Below are 17,717 nucleotides of genomic sequence, written 5' to 3'. Positions count from 1 at the left end.
ACAACATGAACTATACAATCAACGATATCCTAGGCTCCTCACAAATCATCGGGGCAGTTATCGACCGCTCCAAGGCGGTACAGAACGACCACCCATTCTGGCGGGATTACCTCTCTTTCCGTGAGACCAACAGCGACATCTTCGCCACCGCTTATGGAGCCAAGTCGGCAGTGCGTATGGGTAGCGTCATCGATGCCTACTCGGAGAAGCCAATTCGCAACCGCCAAGGGCTAGTAGAGGGCACTCTTCAAGTAGCCAACCTCGGTGACCGCTTCCAGATGGACAATGCTCGGCTAGAGCAACTGCAGACACTTATCGATCGTCTCAACCGTAGCGGTATGGACGCCGAGAGCGTACGAGAAGTTACCGACTTCCTAGTAGATGACTTCAATGAGCTAGTGCTAGCTCCTGAAAAACGTATGGATAAGGTCCTTTCTGACCTTATGCTTAACGGTACTGCAAGCATCACTCTTAAAGATAACCCTCAAGGCGTGCAGGTGCTAGACCTAGAGATGCCAACCAATAAGGAGGAGGCGAAGACCACCGACAAGGGTAAGCTCTTCACTTTCCTACAGAAACTAGCGACCAAGTACCGCCGCTACCGCTACCGTGAGGTACTGATGAGCAACGAGACCTTCGCTAAGTACTTCATGCTCTCCGATGAGTTCAAAGCACTCTTCAAGCAGAAGCTAGGCACCAATGAAGCAACCGTAACGGGGCTCCTTACTATTGACATGCTCTCCGCACTCTTTGAGAGCTTCGGACTTCCAAAAGTGCGTGTGGTATCGCAGTTCGTAAGGACACTCAACGATGAGGATATCCCAATGCTAGAGGAGGGCAAGCTCGCCTTTATACCTGAGGGTAACCTCGGCTATATGAGGTGGAAGCGTACCTACGAAGCTGGCGACCGTGTACCTGGTAAGGTGTACACAGAGTCGGAGGGTGGCATCCTAGTCGCTACAGAGCGCACCAACAAGGGCCGCTTCATGGAGTACGAGTGCAAGTGGGTGCCAGAGCTTACGCAGGCCCGTGCCATCGTAAATATCGACCTCACAAAAGCAATCTAGTATGGTATGACCGTCAAGGAGTTCATAGAGAGCAAGTATCGCAGCCTAGGCGGTATGGTTCCCGCTCACGAGGTGGAGACGGTGGTTATAGCAAGCGAGCTAGACCCAGACACTCCCCTCACGAGTGAGACCCTACTCGCCGTTGAGCGGGCGTTTGTAAAGCGTATTCCGGAGGTGCTTTTGCAACCGACTAGCATCAGCGAGTTGGGGGTATCCATCTCTCGAGCAGGGCAGGAGGCCTTGCGGCTTTACTACCGCACAAAGTGCCGTGAACTTGGACTAGAAAACATCCTAGACGGTGCGGACAAGCCAAAGGTTACCATTTACTAATTTCTCTCGAAATGTTAGTACCCAACGCACTAATAAAGCTCTCCCGAAAAGTCGGAGAAGATGCCCCAAACGAATATGGGGTGCCAACCTCCTCTCTTGAATGGTCGGAGCCCATCACGTGCCAGAAGCAAACGGTCCGTGATGACGTTCGGGGAAGGTACTCAGATGGTCACTTTCGCCAGTCACTCTACCACGTACACCTATATATCGCAGACGCTCCAGAGTGGATAGAAGAAAGCACACAAGCTGAGCTATTCACAGACGGAGGACGGTCGCTAGGTGGGTACAGCGTGCAGAGTGTGGCGAAAGCCTATCTGCTAGATCATTACGAGATAGAGCTAGGAGAGCCTTATGGAGTTTAGTGAGTTTGCACAGAGCTTCAAGGAAGAGGTGAGGCAGGACCAGCTAGAGTGGCTCATATTAGTAGGCGAGGAAGCCTACGAAATGGCAGTCAACTCAAGAGCATTCCAAGACCGTACTGGGTGTCTCATCAGCTCAATCGGCTATGCAGTTGTCAGAGATGGCGAGATATGTCACGAGGGAGGCTTCAACGTGGTACTTAACGGCGAAGATGGTCGGAAGAAAGGCAAAAAGCTAATCGAAGAGCTGATGCCGAACAACGGTACAAGTCTCATATTCGTAGCTGGTGAACACTATGCCACCTTCGTAGAAGCTAGCGGGTACGACGTGAATACCGCAGGAGAGTTAATCATTGACAAGCTGATGACAGAATGGCAAAGGTAAGCCAAATGATAAGAGGAGATTTCAAGACGAGTGAAGAGGTCGAGGGCGACATCTACACCGTCGTGAAGGAGTACCTCAACAGCCGCATCAATGGGTACATCTACCGCCGTGACGCAAGACCAACAAACAGAGGAGATAAAGAGGATGCAGTTGTGTCCTTCCTCTCTGGGCTAGATGGTCAAGTACAGACGGGAGTGGTAGTGGTCAATGTTTATGTCCCTCACGAAGGCAATGGAGACACTTACAGGGTTAAGAATGTGGCCCGCTCCACAGACGTGGCAAGATTACTTCTTGACATGCTAAAAGAGACGAAGATAAGCGGGTACGACCTAAGGACTGAACGCACCGTACAGACGGAAGAGGATAATGGAGCAACACGAGTGACGCTCCGAATCAAGTATAAGTATAACGCATTAATTGATAGAAAGTAATATTATGGCAGCAGTAAAAGGAACAGCGTGGGGTGAGCTTGAGTTTAAGCTCGGCAAAGGTCCCACTGGTGTGGTAAAAGAGGGTAGCTACAGTCTGGAGTACCAGGAGGGTAATACCAAAGAGTGGAAAGCCATCAGCGGACGAGTTGTAGATAAGCGACAGATGCAGGGCTCCATTCGTGTTAGCTACGAGTTAAAGGGCATTGAAGCTGGTGCCTTTAAGTCAGTGCTAGCGGGAGAGACTACCCTTACAGTATCTCCGAAGGATAAAGTAGGAGAGGTAATTAGCTTCAAGAAGGGCACTGTCTCAGTTGCTCCAGTCTTCACGGAAGATGGCGGATACGGCACGAAGGTAACCTACAACGCTATTGCAGAGGATGACGGCACCTTATTTACCGTCAGCGATGCGAGCACCACCAATGCGTGATTGGGAAGTGAAACATACTAACCACGGGGCGGGCAAGGAGTAATTCCCTCCCCGCCCCGGATTTATTTATATATGTGGAGCGTAATAGATATAATCAAGACCGTCATTGTGTCCACCTGGGCGGTGATCATGGCCATGATTGCACCGACGACCAATGCACTGATTGCACTCGTAATCTTTGCGATGGTGAATGCCTTTGTAGGCTACCAAAGCAACTACATCACGAGAAGGGAGCGGTTTAGCCTCACCAAGTTTTGGAGAGCTTTTACACAGCTGGTATTCTATATGCTGTTGGTGGTGCTCATTCACCTCGCCTTTCATCTGTTTGGAGAGTACGACAAAGCCCTTTTTGCCGTGAAGATAGTATCCTGGATAGCCCTATGGGGCTATACCGTGAAGATACTGCAAAACTTCCTACAGATTAGTCCTAAGACGCGAGGGGTGCGACTCCTCTACTATATACTCGCAGTGAAGTTTGTACCAAAGCTGCTCGACAGGATAGGTATCCAGATATCTGAAGAGGAGCTAAAGAAGAACGTCAACAACTATGTAACCACTACTGATGATGACCGCAAAGAGAACCCCAAGGGGACTGAGGAATAACAACCCCCTCAACATACGACGGACAAGCGACCGCTGGAGAGGGCTGGCACCGACGCAGAGCGACCCCGCCTTTTGCCAATTTGTGGCACCTGAGTGGGGGGTGCGAGCCGCCATTGTGATTATGCGGAACTACCAACGGCGGTACCACCTACGTACCCTTACCGAGATTATACGTAGGTATGCACCGACGAACGAAAACCACACGGAGCGGTACATTGAGCGGGTCAGCACGAGAGCCAAGGTGCAGAGAGATGTGCCCCTGGACCTCACCAACCGAAGTCTCGTCTACCGCCTCATCGAAGCGATGTGGCTGGTGGAGTGCGGCGTGCCGGGCGACCCCGCCACCATCCATAAGGGGCTGGACCTCGCCGGGCTATGAGGAAGAGGAAGCCAATAGGTGGGCGGACAGCTACAGGGTATGCCGTGGTAGCTCTTGCCGTGCTTTTGCTCGCTTGCCTTTGTGCAGAGTGCCGACCTAGTAAAGAGGCGGTGAGGAGCCACACCGCCACGATACAGCAGGGGGTGAGGCTGGAGCGGGATAGCATTCGCTTACCCTACCAACGCCATACCGCACGCTGGTTTCTACCTACCGGAGCCCTGGAGCGTGAGGAGGTAAGAGAGCAAGGGGAGCTCGTGCGAGTGGTGGAGCGGGTGCGAGACACCCTTTACATTGTGCAAAGAGACACCATTAGAGAGGTGACCACCCCGCCACCCGCCACCGCCACACTGCCAAGCCGTGTCAATGCCACCCTATGGGGCGTGGCGATCGGTGCCACGCTGGTGGTGCTCATTATAGGAGTGATTAAACTACGCAGACTTTTATGAAGCTATTCAAGAGAGCAGAGTCGGAGATTGTACGAGTGGTGGAGAGCATCACCAGAGCCCCTGTCAGGGCAAAGCTCGGAGGGGTGGAGCTGGAGGTGCCTCGCCCCTCTGTCCGCACGTCGCTACAGATAGAAGCCCTCTTCACGAAGCTCACGCCCCACACTGAGGAGGGGGTGAGCATCGTGGAGATGATCCGGAACCTACAGAAGGCCGATGCCCTCACCGAGGCGGCCGCCCTCCTCCTCACCGACGGAGAGGGCAGTCCCTCGCTCAGGCAGTCGCTCGCCAAGCGGTGCACACCCACGGAGGTAGCCAACTTTGTGCTGGAGGTGCTGACGGCAGAGCAGGAGATTGAGGGTTTTTTCGTCTTTACCACTTTCCTAAGCCACCGGCAAAGCCGACTAGCCCCGACGAGGGAAGTGGAGACTCCTTCTGGGGCGTGATTGCGAGTGTCGCCGGCTACTACCACCTCACACCCAACTATATCCTCGATGAGATGACGATGGAGGACCTAGTGATGTATGCCCGAGTGATCCCCTCCTACGAGAGTAAGAGCGACACCCCCGCACCCTCTGAGACCCGAGAGGCAAAGAGCATGGGCGACTTTGCCCGAATGATACAAGCACAGCAACAGTAAATAGAGATGGCACACAAATCATACAGTATAGACCTGGACGATAGGGAGTTTCGGCGGAAGCTCCGAGAGCTGCAGCAGATGACCGCTCGCACCGAGCAGATGATACAGCGGCACCTGAAGATCAAGGCGGAACTTGAGCTCCCCAGCAACCCTTTTGGCGGGCTCAAGTTCCCGCCCACGGTGTTTAGGCTCCCCGAGATAGACACCTCCAAGAGTTCGGCAGAAGTCGAACGTCTCCGCTCCAAGATAAGCGAGCTGGAGGAGTCGATGACCTCGGGCACAAGGGTGAGCTCTGAGTATGGCGGGAGCTTGGATCTCTTGGCCGGCAAGTGGGCAAAGTTTCTCACTGTCGGGGCTGTCGCTGCATTTGCCAAGCAGGTGACGGCGGTGCGGGGTGAGTTTCAGCAGCTGGAGATTGCCTTCGGCACGATGCTACACAGTGCCGGCAAGGCCCAGACACTCATCACACAGCTGGCCGACACCGCAGCAAAGACCCCTTTTGACCTCCAAGGGGTGACGCAAGGGGCCAAGCAGCTCCTCGCCTACGGGGTGGCAGCAGAGGATATCAATGACAAGCTCCTAATGCTGGGGGATATCGCCTCGGGGCTATCGCTCCCCCTCTCCGACCTCGTCTACCTCTACGGCACCACGATGACGCAGGGGCGGGTCTACACCCGTGACATGATCCAGTTCATGGGACGTGGTATTCCTTTGGCGGAAGAGCTGGCGAAGCAGTTTGGCGTCTCCAAGGACAAGGTGTCCGAGTTGGTGACTGCCGGCAAGGTGGGGGCCAAGGAGTTTGAGCAGGCGATGCAGAGCATGCGTGCCACTCGCTTCAACAACCTCATGGAGGAGCAAAGTAAGTCGCTCACGGGTCAGATCGCCAATATCCAGGACGCCATTCAGATCATGATCAACGAGATCGGCAAGCAGAGCGAGGGCATGCTCTCCAAGGGTCTGCAGGGCGTCTCCTTCCTAGTGGAGCACTACAAAGAGGTGGGCCGTGTACTCGGCACCTTTATCATCACCTACGGCAGTGCCAGAGCAGCCATCGTGGCTTGCTCCGTGGCTATGGGCATTCACCAAAAGGGGTTGGCCTCCTACATTGCCAGCACCAAGGTAGCCACCAAGGTGCAATCTATCTTCAACACTACCGTCAAGGGCAACCCGATTGTCGCTCTCGTGGGGGCGGTGATTGGCCTAGTCGCTGCCTACGCTATCCTTCGGGACCGCACCTCCGAGGTGGAGAAGGCTCAAAACCGCCTCAACGAAGCGAATGAGAAGGCAAAGGCCGATGCTAATGAAGCTAAGGATAAGGCGATGGCAGCGGTGCAGGTGATGAAGAGCGAGTCCTCCACCCTCCTAGAGCTCCACAACGCTCGCTCCAGGCTCAACGACCTTTTCCCCAAGATATTCAAAAATATGAGCGACGAGGAGATCAGGCTGATGAGTGCCACTCAGCTTACCAAGGAGCTCACCAGAGCCAACGAGGACCTACTCCTCTCCAAGAAGAGAGCTCACCTTGACGACCTAAGAAAGCAGAAGAAAAACATCGTGGTAGTCGACCAAGGCAGTGCCATGCGACTGAGCCACCTAGAGGCTGATATAAAGGCGGCCGAAGCGGATGTCTCCAAGTCGGAGCGGGAGCTAGCCACCGCCCGCATGACCACAGCCGACAAGCGGGCACTGCAGGAGAAGGAGGTGAACAGACTACTCAAGGAGCGGGAGAAGATTGTATCCGGCATCAACCTCAAGGGCTTCACAACCCTAGAGGATGATGATAAGTTGAAGAAGCTGGACCGCAGTATCAAGACAGCCAAGGAGACGCTATCAGGCTTTGACAAGGAGGTAAAGAAAGCTACCTTCAGTGACGAGGTGGATAGTGCCAGAGCCAAGGTAAAAGGACTGGAGGAAGACCTCCGCAAGCTCCGCAAGGGCGATTGGAAGCTAGAGGAGGGGCAGACCTTTGCGTCGCTCATTGAGGAGAAAACGAAGGAGCTGAATACCGCCAAGTCAGCACTCGACAACCTCCTCGGCTCCTCTACTACCGGCAGTGGCGGCTCTAAAGCGAAAAAGCTGGTGGACGAAGCGGCACGCCTCCGCAAGTCGTTTGAAGAGAGTGTGCACAAGCAGGTAGAGAGCGGTGCAGACAGCCTTCGGCAGTCGGCCCTCTCCGGTCTGTCCGGTATGGAGCTGATAGAGGCTCAGTATCAAACCACGCTCAACAACATCGAGAAGAGCAAGCAGGAGTACATCACCAAGCACAAGGCGACGCAAGAGCAGGCCAACGCCCTATTCTACGACCTAGAGGCGCAGGCAGAGGAGAAGTGGACGCAGGACAAGGATAAGTACTACCAAAGCCTACTCGAGAAGTACGCCACCTATGAGCAACAGCGACGGGCGGTGATGGAGGAAGCGGAAGCGGAGATTGCGGTCCTTCGTGAGCGTGGCGATGAGGACAATATCAAGGAGGCGGAGGAGAAGCAGAAGACCGCCCTTGAGGCGATTGACCTTCAGTTTGCCATGCGCAGCGATGAGTTCCAAGAGTGGCTGGACAAGATGGCAGATATGTCTCTCGATGCCCTTATTCAGAAGCTCGCCGAAGCTCAGGCAGCCCTTCAAGCAATGGAGACAGGCTCAGATGTTAGCCCCGAAGAGTTGGCCGTAAAGCGCGCGGAGGCGACGAAGCTGACAGAGGCGGTAAAGAAGGCAAAGCGGGAAGCGAGCAAGGGTGGCACCGGTCGCTCCTTCAAGGAGTGGCAAGACCTCCACAAGACGCTGACCAACCTGACGGGTGGCTTTGACAAGCTCGGCCAGTCAGTGGGTGGCACGCTCGGTGGTATCATACAGGATGCGGGCAGTCTCTCCTCCTCCGTGATCGGCATGATCGACGGCATCATGACCTTTGCCAACACTTCTGTCAAAGGGGTGAAGACAGCTACCACGGGGACGCAAAAGGCCATGAAGACCCTGGAGGCCGGCACGGTGATCCTATCGATCATCAGCTCCGCCATCTCTATCATGCAGATGGTGGCGAAGTGGTTCTCAAAAAATACCGAGCTGAGCGAGGAGCAGAAGCAGGCGTACCGGTCGCTCATCAGCTCTACCCGTGAGCTGGCACGCGCCAATATGGAGCTAATGCGGTCCCTCGCCCCAGACAAGGTGGGTGAGGCGTACAAAAAGACGCTCGCCCTCCTCAAGCAGGGGCAAAAGGAGACCTACGAGATGATGGAGAAGTGGATGTCCAGCGGTGCCAAGGACGGCTTCCTCGGCTTTGGTGCCAAGTCTTCGCACGGCTTTTACGTGGTGGGCAGATTGAGGGAGGAGGCCGAGTTGCTGAAGCAGACACTTGGGCGGGACATCTTCCAAGGAAATCATTTTTTAGGGGGCAATTGGAACGCTTTTGAAAACCTCCAAAAGCTCTCTATCGAAGAGATCGAGAAGCTCAAGCAGTCACCAAAGCTATGGAGTGCGCTAGGCAAAGAGATGCAGGACTACTACTCCAATATCCTAGAGATGCAGAAGCAGATAGCAGATGCGGAGAAGGAGCGAAAGGACGCCATCACAGGCACCTCCCTGGATGCGGTGACGAATGACGCACTCGAGTGGATCAGCAACCTCGATGACGCCATGAAGTCGCCTGCAGAGACGTTCGAAAAGACCATGCAGGGAGCCATCAAGCGGATCATCAAGAATAAGTATCTCGTGCGTGAGATGCAGAAGTGGTACGACAACTTCGCCAAGGCAGGCGAGGACGGCACCTATACGGAGGCGGAGATAGAAGCCCTTCGCCAGAGCTACTACAGCACCACGGAGGCGGTACGGAAGAAGTACGAGGCGATGGCTCGTGCGATTGGCAGTGACGCTCTCTCCACTGAGGATGGTCGCCACGCAGAGGCCAAGGGCATTGCACAAGCGTCGCAGGAGAGTGTGGATGAGAATAACGCCCTCCTCAATCTGCAGGTGCAGATGGTGGATAAGTTCTCCAAAAACTTTGACACCTACTCCGTCACGCTCCTAGGTCTGCAGACAAAAGGGTGGCAAGAGGTGCGGGCGATCCGCTCGCTCACCGAGCAGGTGGAGAGCCACACCCGAAGCATCGACACCAACATCAAGGACGTGGTGACCAACGGGCTAACGATGAAGTAACGCACCCCTCCGCAGAGCAACACAAATGTTTGGTACGTGAAACCATTTCGTTTGGTACGTGAAATAGAAACACTTTGACTTGTCCCATCTCATGGAAAATAGTTCCCTATATTTTCTTCCGAAAGTATCGGATATTTCATCTCGAAAGTATCAGATACTTTTTCTCATCCGGTGCCGGGCTTCTGCTCGGGCGGACACCTACCCCCAAAAAACACAACACACTATATTATGATGATGACCATCAACGGAATAGACGTAGACGCAAAGCAAGGGTCGCTCGCCTCGCTCTTCACCCCTCCGAAGCCCAAGAAACGGCTCGTGAACGAGTGGGGCGATGCCCCTACAGAGGTGGACACCACAGAGCCACTCTACCCCGGTAGCAAGGAGGTGGAGGTAGTCATTGGCGCAACCCCTACGCAGATGCCGGGGCTGTGGGCTTCGCTGCTCACTAAAGAGGTGGCGGAGGTGCAGTTCCTCGGTCGGGTGGTCCCACTTCGGGTTACCAACGTCACTCGGGAGGAGTTCAGCGACGCACTTACGGAGGTGCGCCTCTCGGGCGTGCTGGACACCCCCAAGGTGGTGCTATCCAAGGAGCCAACGACGCTTTCGGAGGCACTCCTTGAGGGGTCGCAACTCGCAGGTAGCACGGTGGCAATTAAGCCGGGAGCCTCGGAACAGGTAACGGGTATGGTCGGCGGTCTCTATGTAACGAACGGTACGGTGGTACAGGGGCGGAGCTCTCGCTCTCTGAAGCTTTTGATCAAGGCAAAAGGGGCGGAACTATGGGGAGCGTACGACCGACTGGTGTCGGTGCTTTTTGCCCCCAAGACGCTGGTGGACGGCGTGGAGATGGAGTATCAATCGGGCGGTACCTCTGCCCTTGAGCTGTATGGCGATACGTTTTATTGGGAGGTGGACCTAAACTTTTTGACGTTATGAAGATATATAGACCTGATGGTGAGCTGTGGCGCGAGGTGGTCGCCCTGGATAGCTCTTTTTGTGAGGAGACGTTGGAGCGGTTCGGCCGCATCTCCCTTGACTTTGTATTGGCGGAGGAGGCACCGGTGCCTGAGCTCTGCTACGTGACGTGGCGAGGGGAGCGGTACTCGCTTTTCTCTACCCCCAAGGTGGTGAAGGTAAGCACACGGGAGTACCGCTATACACTCAACCTCGAGGGACGACACATGGAGCTGGATCGGGTGCTGGTGAAAGACAAGCTCGGGCGGACGAAGTTCGTCTTTACGGGACGGACAGACCAATACGCAGAACTCATTTCGGGCTGCCTCACCGGCTGGAAGGTGGGTGCCTGCACCACCGGCGACGCTACCCGGGTGATGGCGTTCAACAACACCTCGCTACTGGAGGCGTGCCGTATGGTAGCTTCTAAGTTCGAAACGGAGGTGCAGCTGACGGACGGCTCCATCTCTTTCGGCAGAGTGGAGCGGCACAAGGCGGATCCACTCCTGCTCGCCTATCGCGAGGGGCTGAAAAAGGACATCACCGTGGAGCCGGACCCCAAGGAGAGGGCCCTAGGTCGGCTCTATGTGGTGGGCGGAAACCGCAACATCGACCCTGCGAAGTATGGCGGGCACGTGCTTCACCTCCCCAAGGGGGGCAAGGTGTCGGTGGGTGGTCGCACCTTTGTTGCGGACGCTGAAGGGCGGTACATTTCGCTAGAGGGGGACACACGGCTCAATACCTCGGAGCGTGCCTTTGACGCTTCCTCCGTCTACCCCAAGCGGGTCGGTACGGTGAGCAAGGTGGAGCAAGTGGGTGAGGAATGGGACGTCCTGGACGATGCCAATACGATTGACTACGGCCGGCACCGCGTGGGAGGAGATACGATGCGGCTGGAGTTTCAGAGCGGTCGCCTGGCGGGGCGCACCTTTGACCTCGCCACAAAGGAGGATAAGCTGGTCGGGTATGTCCACAGTGAGAAGCGGTTCCGGCTGGTGCGTAAGGAAGTGGACGGGGTGTTGATGCCTGAACCTACCACTTTTTACCCTGCGGTTGGGGATAAGTATGCGATCTTTGGTTGCTCGCTCCCCGATGAGTACATCACAAGTGCCGAGGGCGAGATGCTACTCAAAGGGGCGGAGTATATGGCGGAGCGACTGGAGCCACGCCTGCAGTACCGTGCTGAGTTGGATGGGCTCTGGGCTAAGAAGAACTGGGGCACGGTGGCTCATAAGCTGGTGGTCGGCACGATCGTAAGGCTGGAGGGTGCCTCTAGTGAGGTGCGGATTAGCTCGGTGCGGACGTCGCTCAACAGCCCCTACACCCCTCGCATCACCTTTTCAAACGCCCCCTATATGGTTGGCTCGCTCGCCACTCAAATCGCCACCCTCGAGAATGCAGAGGTGCGACAGCGTGAAGAGCTGCGGGCGGGGCTGGTGAAGCTCCAAGACCGCACCTACAAAGACACCCAAGCGGTGCGGGAGATGGTGGAGAAGCTAAAGCTGGAGGGCTTTACCCAAGCACTCAAGCCCGAGACCCTGCAGACGATGTATGCCGTCATCGGCTCACCAGCTTTGCAGTTTGAGTTCGTAGGCGGTAGCTTTCAGTGGAGCGAGGGTAAGGGCGGTGCCGTGACGATACCCCGGCAGGTGATACGCCGGAGGGTGCCGGGCACGACCCTAGAGCCCGAGCCAAAGACCGTGGAGACCACGATACCCACACTCACCTACACCCTCAAGGCAGAGGACCGGCAGGCCTACATCTACACCGAGCTAAAGCCCACGCCACGGTACGTCGTCAGCACCAAGCCCCTAGAGGTCACCCCCGACCGACTGCTGGTGGGGCTACTCAACGGCACCGAGGGAAGCCGAGACTTTACGCCCCTTTACGGCTTTACGGAGATAAGCCCCTCGCACATCGCCACCAAGCTCATCCGCTCACGCACCGGCAACATGCTGATCGACCTCGAGACCGGCACCATCTACAGCGACAGCATAGAGTTTCGCCGTCCCGACGGCAGCACCAAAGGGGTGGAGGCGGTGATCAAAGAGACCTCCAAGCAAGCCTACACCGACGCAATTGCCAAAGCCAAAGAGCTGGACGGCAACATACAGGTCGGCGGGCGCAACCTGATACTGAACAGCGACCGCCAAATCAGCAACCAAAACTACGTAGTGGCCGAGTACCGCATATCCACCCCCACCGAGATGATAGAGGGAGCCACCTACTCACTACGGATATGGGGCAACATCGGCACAGATGACACACTCATGTACATCAACAACTCAGGAGGATACATCGGACTGGCAAACACTCAATACAACCCCACCGAGAAAGTATGGGACGCCACCTTTGCCTGGCGACACCAGCACCCTACCAACCCCGAGCACAACGCCGACAACACCTACCTACGCCTCTACATCCCCGCACAGCTCAAGCAGGGCAAGGCAGGGTTTGTCACGACCATCACACATATAGCACTCGTCAAAGGCACAGTCGTACCCCAGCAGTGGACCCCCTCCCCCGAGGACGTGCAGGCAGAGATAGATAATGTACGCAAAGGAGTAGATACCGCTAACAAAGCTAGTGCCGACCTAAAGACATACGTAGACGGAGCATTTAGGGATGGAGTAATCACGCAGCAGGAAGCGACACAAATCAAGGGCTACATCAACGTGGTCAACACCGAGTGGTCAGGGGTACTAGCTAGGTATGATAAGCTCTACAATAGCTCACTCGCCAACTCTGCTGACCTACTCAATGCCAAGGTGAGCTGTGCCGGAGCTGTTGACAACCTCACTAAGTACATCACATCGGCTATTGCAGATGGAGTGGCCACCAAGGCGGAGGTAGCCGAGGTAGACAGACGCTACTCCGTCTACAAGGATGCTTACGCCACCCTCAACAAGCAGTTGGAGATAGCACGGCAAGCATCAATTGATAACATACAGGTAGGTGGACGCAACCTCGCCGTGATGTCAAGGATGATACCCGGCTATCTTTTTGGAGATTACAACAAAGGCAACCCGGGAGACAAGGACTACAAGGTAATGCTGTATAAAGACTTTGCCTACGACCCGACCTACCACGAGTGGGACGGAGCAATGCCACTGACATTTAAGCTCAAGAAGGGCGGGGTGTCAGTACCGATCATACATTACCACGATAAGGATAAGGTGTTTATAGGCTGGTCGTTTGACTGGAGTGAGAGACCGGCAGGCTACACAAAGACCCTGACACCACCAGCAAAGACCGCCTATATCCGCATTGGTTTCCCTTGCTCAAATCCCGTAGTCAAAATCGAGCGTGGCACCATCGCCACCGATTGGACCCCCGCACCAGAAGACCTACAGGCAGAGATAGACGCCATCAACGCCAACCCACCACGGATCAATCCAACAACAAAGACTTGGGAGGTCTATGTCCCATCGCAGGGCAAGTACATCGATACCGGGCGCACTAGTGTAGGAGATGACGGCAAGGCCCCCAAGATACTCAACGGCAATTGGCATGAGTGGGACGGCACCAAGTACACCGACACGGGTATCAAGGCACTAGGCCGAGACGGAGCAGGAGTACGTACTAATTTGGTGGATTTGTTCAGTTTTTTGTCTGGTTTTTACGACATAAACAATGGCTACACTTTTTCTGATCTCAGCGCAATCGAAAGGGCGACCAACTTCATAGATATATTAGGCGAGGATAAGCTAGTCATAAAGCAATCACCAGTTAAGTCTATGGCTCAGAGCAAGGAGCGCACCCGATTGTTTTTTTACGACAGAGATAAGAAATACATCGGCAATTACCTGTATTGCTCCGATAGTTGGAGTAATGTGAACACAACGACCACTGTTCCTGGTAATGCTAGATACATGCGGATGACAAGATTCGTCAACTCAAAGCCAGAAATATATATACAAATCAAGGGAGAGCCAGGAAAGGATGGAGTAAAAGGTGATAAAGGCGATAAAGGTGACGGCTTAGATGTCAAGGACACCCGCAAGGATAACCAGCTGCCAAAGTGGTACCGACAAAACTATAATAGAACCACCGTCAAGGAGTTTAAGTTGCAGTCCGCCATCGGAATCCCCACCGGCTGGAGAGATGGGTATTACTGCACGCTTGAGACAACAAATAACTGGAGTGATAGCTCAGGTGGTCCGGTGCAACAAAAAGCGACCATGCAAAACTCAACGGTGCTTATCCGCCAAGGTACCAAGGATGACAGCGCATGGGAGCCTTGGAGCAACCCCGAGGAAGAGCTCCGACAAGGTCTCTCCAACGCCAACACCGCCATCGCCACACTCGACAAGATAAGCAAGGAGCTGCAGAGTGGTAAGCTCGACGCAAGCAGGTTTGAGGACATACAGTACCTCCTCAACGCTCTCGGCAAGGGCGAAAAAGTACAGATAGCCGGCGCACTCATACTGCTCAAGGCTATCCTGATGAGCAACAACGATAACGAGATTACCACCTCCATATCGGGCTACAACGAGGGCAAGGGCAACTTCATCAAAGCGGGTATCAAGGACTTCGGGCAAAGCACCGAGACCTCCGAGGTAGCCATCAACCACGACGGCACCGGACACTTCGGAGACATACACTTCGGTGGTGACCGTATTGACTACAAGGACACGACAGACAGCACCCCCTACCTCTCTGTCGGGCGCATGAGTACGCAGTCCATCGAGCAGGTCCTCCGAGCCAACGCCATTGATACCACCACCGCACTCACCCTAAAGCCAATCAGTACAGCCTACTCATCCGCCCAAGCCGAGCAGACCTTTACCGTCGCCAACGACAGCACCACCGTTACCATATCCTTTGACAACCTAAACCTCTACTCCTACCCGCTCCGTCCTAACCGATCTGAGGTTGCCCTCGAAAGCTGCATATACTACGGCACACGGCTCTATGTGGACGGCACCACACTCAAGGAGGTCAGCGGAAAATGGATCATCCTCGAGCCAAACGACAAAGGACTGCCCCTTCTCTGGTACAATGAAGAAAGCAAACAATACGAGAGCTCAAGTGACAGTACCGGCAAGTTCACCACCACACTTGTCCTCAACAAGGGCAGGCACACCATCCGTCACGAGATATGGGTTCACCTCTACGCACTCCGCCGAGACTACCCCGCCAACGTCGACGCCTCCGTCACGGGGCTAAAAGTACGCCAAGTCTACAACTCCGACTACAAGCAAGCGATCATCACACCGAGAGGGGTGCGCTTTTACGGCGGAGCAGGACGGTACTTAGACTTCGACTACCTCGGCACAGGCTCTCCCGCCCTCAAGATGAAGGGCGGGCTCAAAGCCGACTACATCGACACCCCGGGCATGCCACTCTGCGGGGTAATGGTCAACAGTAGTGGCGGTATAGAGAAGGCGTTTGGCAAGTACAAGAATAGGAGTGGAACGAGCTATCCACAAGTGAGCTATAGCTACAGCACCAAACGATACACTGTCTACCACTCCATCCCCGACGACAAGTACATACCCACCGTGCAGATAACCGACAGCAATGACAACAACGACCGCTGGAGCTTGGCTGCACGGGTATTCAACGTCCAAGCCTACTCCTTTGAGGTAGCTATTATCACCAACAATGACAACCTGACCCCCAACGGCTTTAGCTACGTTTGCTTCAAGGCAGAGTAGGACAAAAAGAAAGACGGCACCGACCTAACCATCGGTACCGTCTTTCTTTGTATTTCGAGGCAATCAATTCTCCCCCTTTTCTCTCAGCTTGGCATACTCACTTGGAGTGATTGGAATGGCAGTGTAAACCTCTTGGAATAGTCTATAGACCTCCTCATAGTTTCCTGCATCGTATGCTTTCTTAATCTTAATCCACCCCTCCTGCATGACCTTATTGGGGATATAGGCAATGATACCTTCGTCAACTGTAGGATTAGTCTTTCCAGGTACATTGCTAGCAATTATTCGCACATTCTTAGACTTGATGAAATACTCCTCCAGCTTACCATCTTCACGAATGATCTGCTGCCCCCACATCTTGATACGGTTGTTTTCGTAGTCCTTCATTTCATCACCAATACCATTGAGGACGTTTATAACACCGCTAGGAGTATCCAGGCAAAAGTTTAGGCTCTCTTTTACGATCTCCGCAGGGGTAAGCAGTCTTTCCTCTGTCTCTGTCCCCTCATTCTCAGCTCTGGGGAGTTCATCCTTTACATTAACGTATAGCATAGCACTAGGGTCTAGTAGTTTTCCATTCGGCTTATTGGTGTTGCAAGCGGTGACCATCAGCACCGCCACAACCGCCATCAGTAGTCTCTTCGCATTCATAATCATTATCGTTTGGTTAGTAATTCCTAAATCCATTAACACAATAAAGGTACTAATTTAATGGGAGATAAAGGGAGTGACTAATGCGAAAAAACAGTCTATGTACCCAAACGGGGACAAACCTTGAAAATGTACCCAAATTAGACCCTATCAATGCCGATGTACCCGATTTTGCACCCACGTTTTCAAATAAAAAACCGCTCAAAGCCAGCGTATAAGGCTCTGAGCGGTTTCTTTCCTGCGGAAGCGGGGGGATTCGAACCCCCGGTACGGTTACCCGTACGTCAGTTTAGCAAACTGGTGGTTTCAGCCACTCACCCACACTTCCTCCTATTGTGTGTGCAAATGTACCCACATTTCTCCTATCTCCCAAAAAATCCGGCTTCTGTTTTAGATTATTCCTATTTTTTGAGTCGTTGGAGCATGGGCTACTCCCACTATCGGTAGTCACTGAGGCTTTCTTGTAGCTTTTTGCGGGCGAAAAAGATGCGACTCTTGACCGTTCCAATCGGTAGGTTCATTCGGTCGGCAATCTCGCGGTACTTATACCCAGCCAAGTACATGCCGAAAGGGTCACGGTACTCTTCATCAAGATCACCTATAGCTTGGTTGATTTCTAGCAGTGAGACGGCTCGGTCGGGCGTCTGCATCCCCTCGCTGTCTTTTTGAGCTCCTAGGTAGGAGATATCGGCGTTGCTATCAAATATATCACGAGTGCGTGCCATACGATAGTAGTCGTTGATAAAAAGGTTGCGCATGACTGTAAAGACCCATCCTTTGAAGTTGGTATCCTTTCGGTATTTCTTTTTGTTACAGAGTACCTTGAGTGAGGTGTCTTGCAATAAATCCTGAGCTTTTGTTGAGTCAGCAGTCAGAGAAAGGGCAAAACTGTACATATTGCCTTGCAGACTCAACAAGTTTTGCTCAAAAGCATCTCCGCTCGTTGCCGTAAGTGTATTCATATAGAGTATATGGTTGTCTTCAATCGTTAGTTCGTGTTATGCTTTGCTTTTTTGCCATATATTAGACCAGCAAAACCTCCCAAATATACAAATAAAAAAGGACTATTAAGCATAACTCAAAAGAACTATCGTCTGCTGAAGACATTACAAAGTCTGTCTGGAAAAGATCATAGCAAGACAAAGATCTAGCAGAAGACAAAAAAAAGAGACGCACAGGAGGGTTGCTCCTATGCGTCTCTCGATAAGTGGCGGCTACCTACTCTCCCATCGTAAT

Annotated in this window: 16 protein-coding genes and 1 tRNA gene; 14 read left to right on the top strand and 3 right to left on the bottom strand. The window is 53.8% G+C overall.

The window, feature by feature from the left end:
* Window positions 1-5 precede the first annotated feature (5 nt).
* From AC1EK1_RS05840 to AC1EK1_RS05775, 14 genes are all read left to right on the top strand, one after another.
* On the top strand, window positions 6-1,067 hold the full coding sequence (locus AC1EK1_RS05840; RefSeq protein ID WP_480306257.1) for a hypothetical protein: 1,062 nt from the start codon (window positions 6-8) through the stop codon (window positions 1,065-1,067).
* Between the two features lie 6 nt (window positions 1,068-1,073).
* Window positions 1,074-1,397, top strand: a complete 324-nt coding sequence (locus AC1EK1_RS05835) for a DUF6706 family protein (RefSeq protein WP_480306258.1) — start codon at window positions 1,074-1,076, stop codon at window positions 1,395-1,397.
* 11 nt (window positions 1,398-1,408) lie between these two features.
* Window positions 1,409-1,759, top strand: a complete 351-nt coding sequence (locus tag AC1EK1_RS05830; protein ID WP_480306259.1) for a hypothetical protein — start codon at window positions 1,409-1,411, stop codon at window positions 1,757-1,759.
* Window positions 1,749-2,141 carry a hypothetical protein gene (locus AC1EK1_RS05825; RefSeq protein ID WP_480306260.1) on the top strand — a complete coding sequence of 131 codons (393 nt, stop codon included), beginning with the start codon at window positions 1,749-1,751 and terminating at the stop codon, window positions 2,139-2,141. Before AC1EK1_RS05830 ends, AC1EK1_RS05825 begins: the two co-directional genes overlap by 11 nt.
* Window positions 2,129-2,572, top strand: a complete 444-nt coding sequence (locus AC1EK1_RS05820) for a hypothetical protein (protein ID WP_480306262.1) — start codon at window positions 2,129-2,131, stop codon at window positions 2,570-2,572. The genes AC1EK1_RS05825 and AC1EK1_RS05820 overlap by 13 nt, the downstream gene beginning before the upstream one ends.
* Before the next feature lie 4 nt (window positions 2,573-2,576).
* A complete protein-coding gene (locus AC1EK1_RS05815; protein ID WP_480306263.1) occupies window positions 2,577-2,999 on the top strand; it encodes a hypothetical protein in 423 nt (140 codons plus the stop codon).
* A 72-nt stretch (window positions 3,000-3,071) separates the two neighbouring features.
* On the top strand, window positions 3,072-3,602 hold the full coding sequence (locus AC1EK1_RS05810; protein ID WP_480306265.1) for a hypothetical protein: 531 nt from the start codon (window positions 3,072-3,074) through the stop codon (window positions 3,600-3,602).
* A complete protein-coding gene (locus AC1EK1_RS05805; protein WP_480306266.1) occupies window positions 3,565-3,981 on the top strand; it encodes a structural protein P5 in 417 nt (138 codons plus the stop codon). Before AC1EK1_RS05810 ends, AC1EK1_RS05805 begins: the two co-directional genes overlap by 38 nt.
* On the top strand, window positions 3,978-4,427 hold the full coding sequence (locus AC1EK1_RS05800) for a hypothetical protein (RefSeq protein ID WP_480306267.1): 450 nt from the start codon (window positions 3,978-3,980) through the stop codon (window positions 4,425-4,427). Before AC1EK1_RS05805 ends, AC1EK1_RS05800 begins: the two co-directional genes overlap by 4 nt.
* Window positions 4,424-4,870 carry a hypothetical protein gene (locus AC1EK1_RS05795; RefSeq protein ID WP_480306268.1) on the top strand — a complete coding sequence of 149 codons (447 nt, stop codon included), beginning with the start codon at window positions 4,424-4,426 and terminating at the stop codon, window positions 4,868-4,870. The genes AC1EK1_RS05800 and AC1EK1_RS05795 overlap by 4 nt, the downstream gene beginning before the upstream one ends.
* Window positions 4,867-5,064, top strand: coding sequence for a hypothetical protein (locus AC1EK1_RS05790; RefSeq protein ID WP_480306269.1), 198 nt, complete (start codon window positions 4,867-4,869; stop codon window positions 5,062-5,064). The genes AC1EK1_RS05795 and AC1EK1_RS05790 overlap by 4 nt, the downstream gene beginning before the upstream one ends.
* Window positions 5,065-5,070: 6 nt before the next feature.
* Window positions 5,071-9,213 (top strand): tape measure protein, encoded by a 4,143-nt coding sequence (locus AC1EK1_RS05785; protein WP_480306270.1) that lies wholly within the window; start codon window positions 5,071-5,073, stop codon window positions 9,211-9,213.
* A 228-nt stretch (window positions 9,214-9,441) separates the two neighbouring features.
* Window positions 9,442-10,152 carry a hypothetical protein gene (locus tag AC1EK1_RS05780; RefSeq protein ID WP_480307288.1) on the top strand — a complete coding sequence of 237 codons (711 nt, stop codon included), beginning with the start codon at window positions 9,442-9,444 and terminating at the stop codon, window positions 10,150-10,152.
* The gene (locus AC1EK1_RS05775) at window positions 10,149-15,830 is read left to right on the top strand and encodes a hypothetical protein (protein ID WP_480306273.1); all 5,682 of its coding nucleotides are present in this window, start codon (window positions 10,149-10,151) and stop codon (window positions 15,828-15,830) included. Before AC1EK1_RS05780 ends, AC1EK1_RS05775 begins: the two co-directional genes overlap by 4 nt.
* Window positions 15,831-15,893: 63 nt before the next feature.
* On the opposite strand, the gene AC1EK1_RS05770 is transcribed toward AC1EK1_RS05775, so the two are convergent.
* The 3 genes from AC1EK1_RS05770 to AC1EK1_RS05760 form a co-directional block, all read right to left on the bottom strand.
* Window positions 15,894-16,481 carry a hypothetical protein gene (locus AC1EK1_RS05770; RefSeq protein ID WP_480306275.1) on the bottom strand — a complete coding sequence of 196 codons (588 nt, stop codon included), beginning with the start codon at window positions 16,479-16,481 and terminating at the stop codon, window positions 15,894-15,896.
* Window positions 16,482-16,722: 241 nt separating this feature from the next.
* Window positions 16,723-16,809, bottom strand: a tRNA-Ser gene (locus AC1EK1_RS05765).
* Window positions 16,810-16,918: 109 nt separating this feature from the next.
* Entirely contained in the window at window positions 16,919-17,443 is a 525-nt protein-coding gene (locus tag AC1EK1_RS05760) for an RNA polymerase sigma factor (RefSeq protein ID WP_480306277.1), read from the bottom strand.
* Between the last annotated feature and the right edge of the window lie 274 nt (window positions 17,444-17,717).

It is taken from the genome of Porphyromonas sp. C0026D3 (assembly GCF_056590775.1).
The sequence above is the reverse complement of the archived record's forward strand: the minus strand, read 5'-3'. Positions and strand labels throughout refer to the sequence as shown.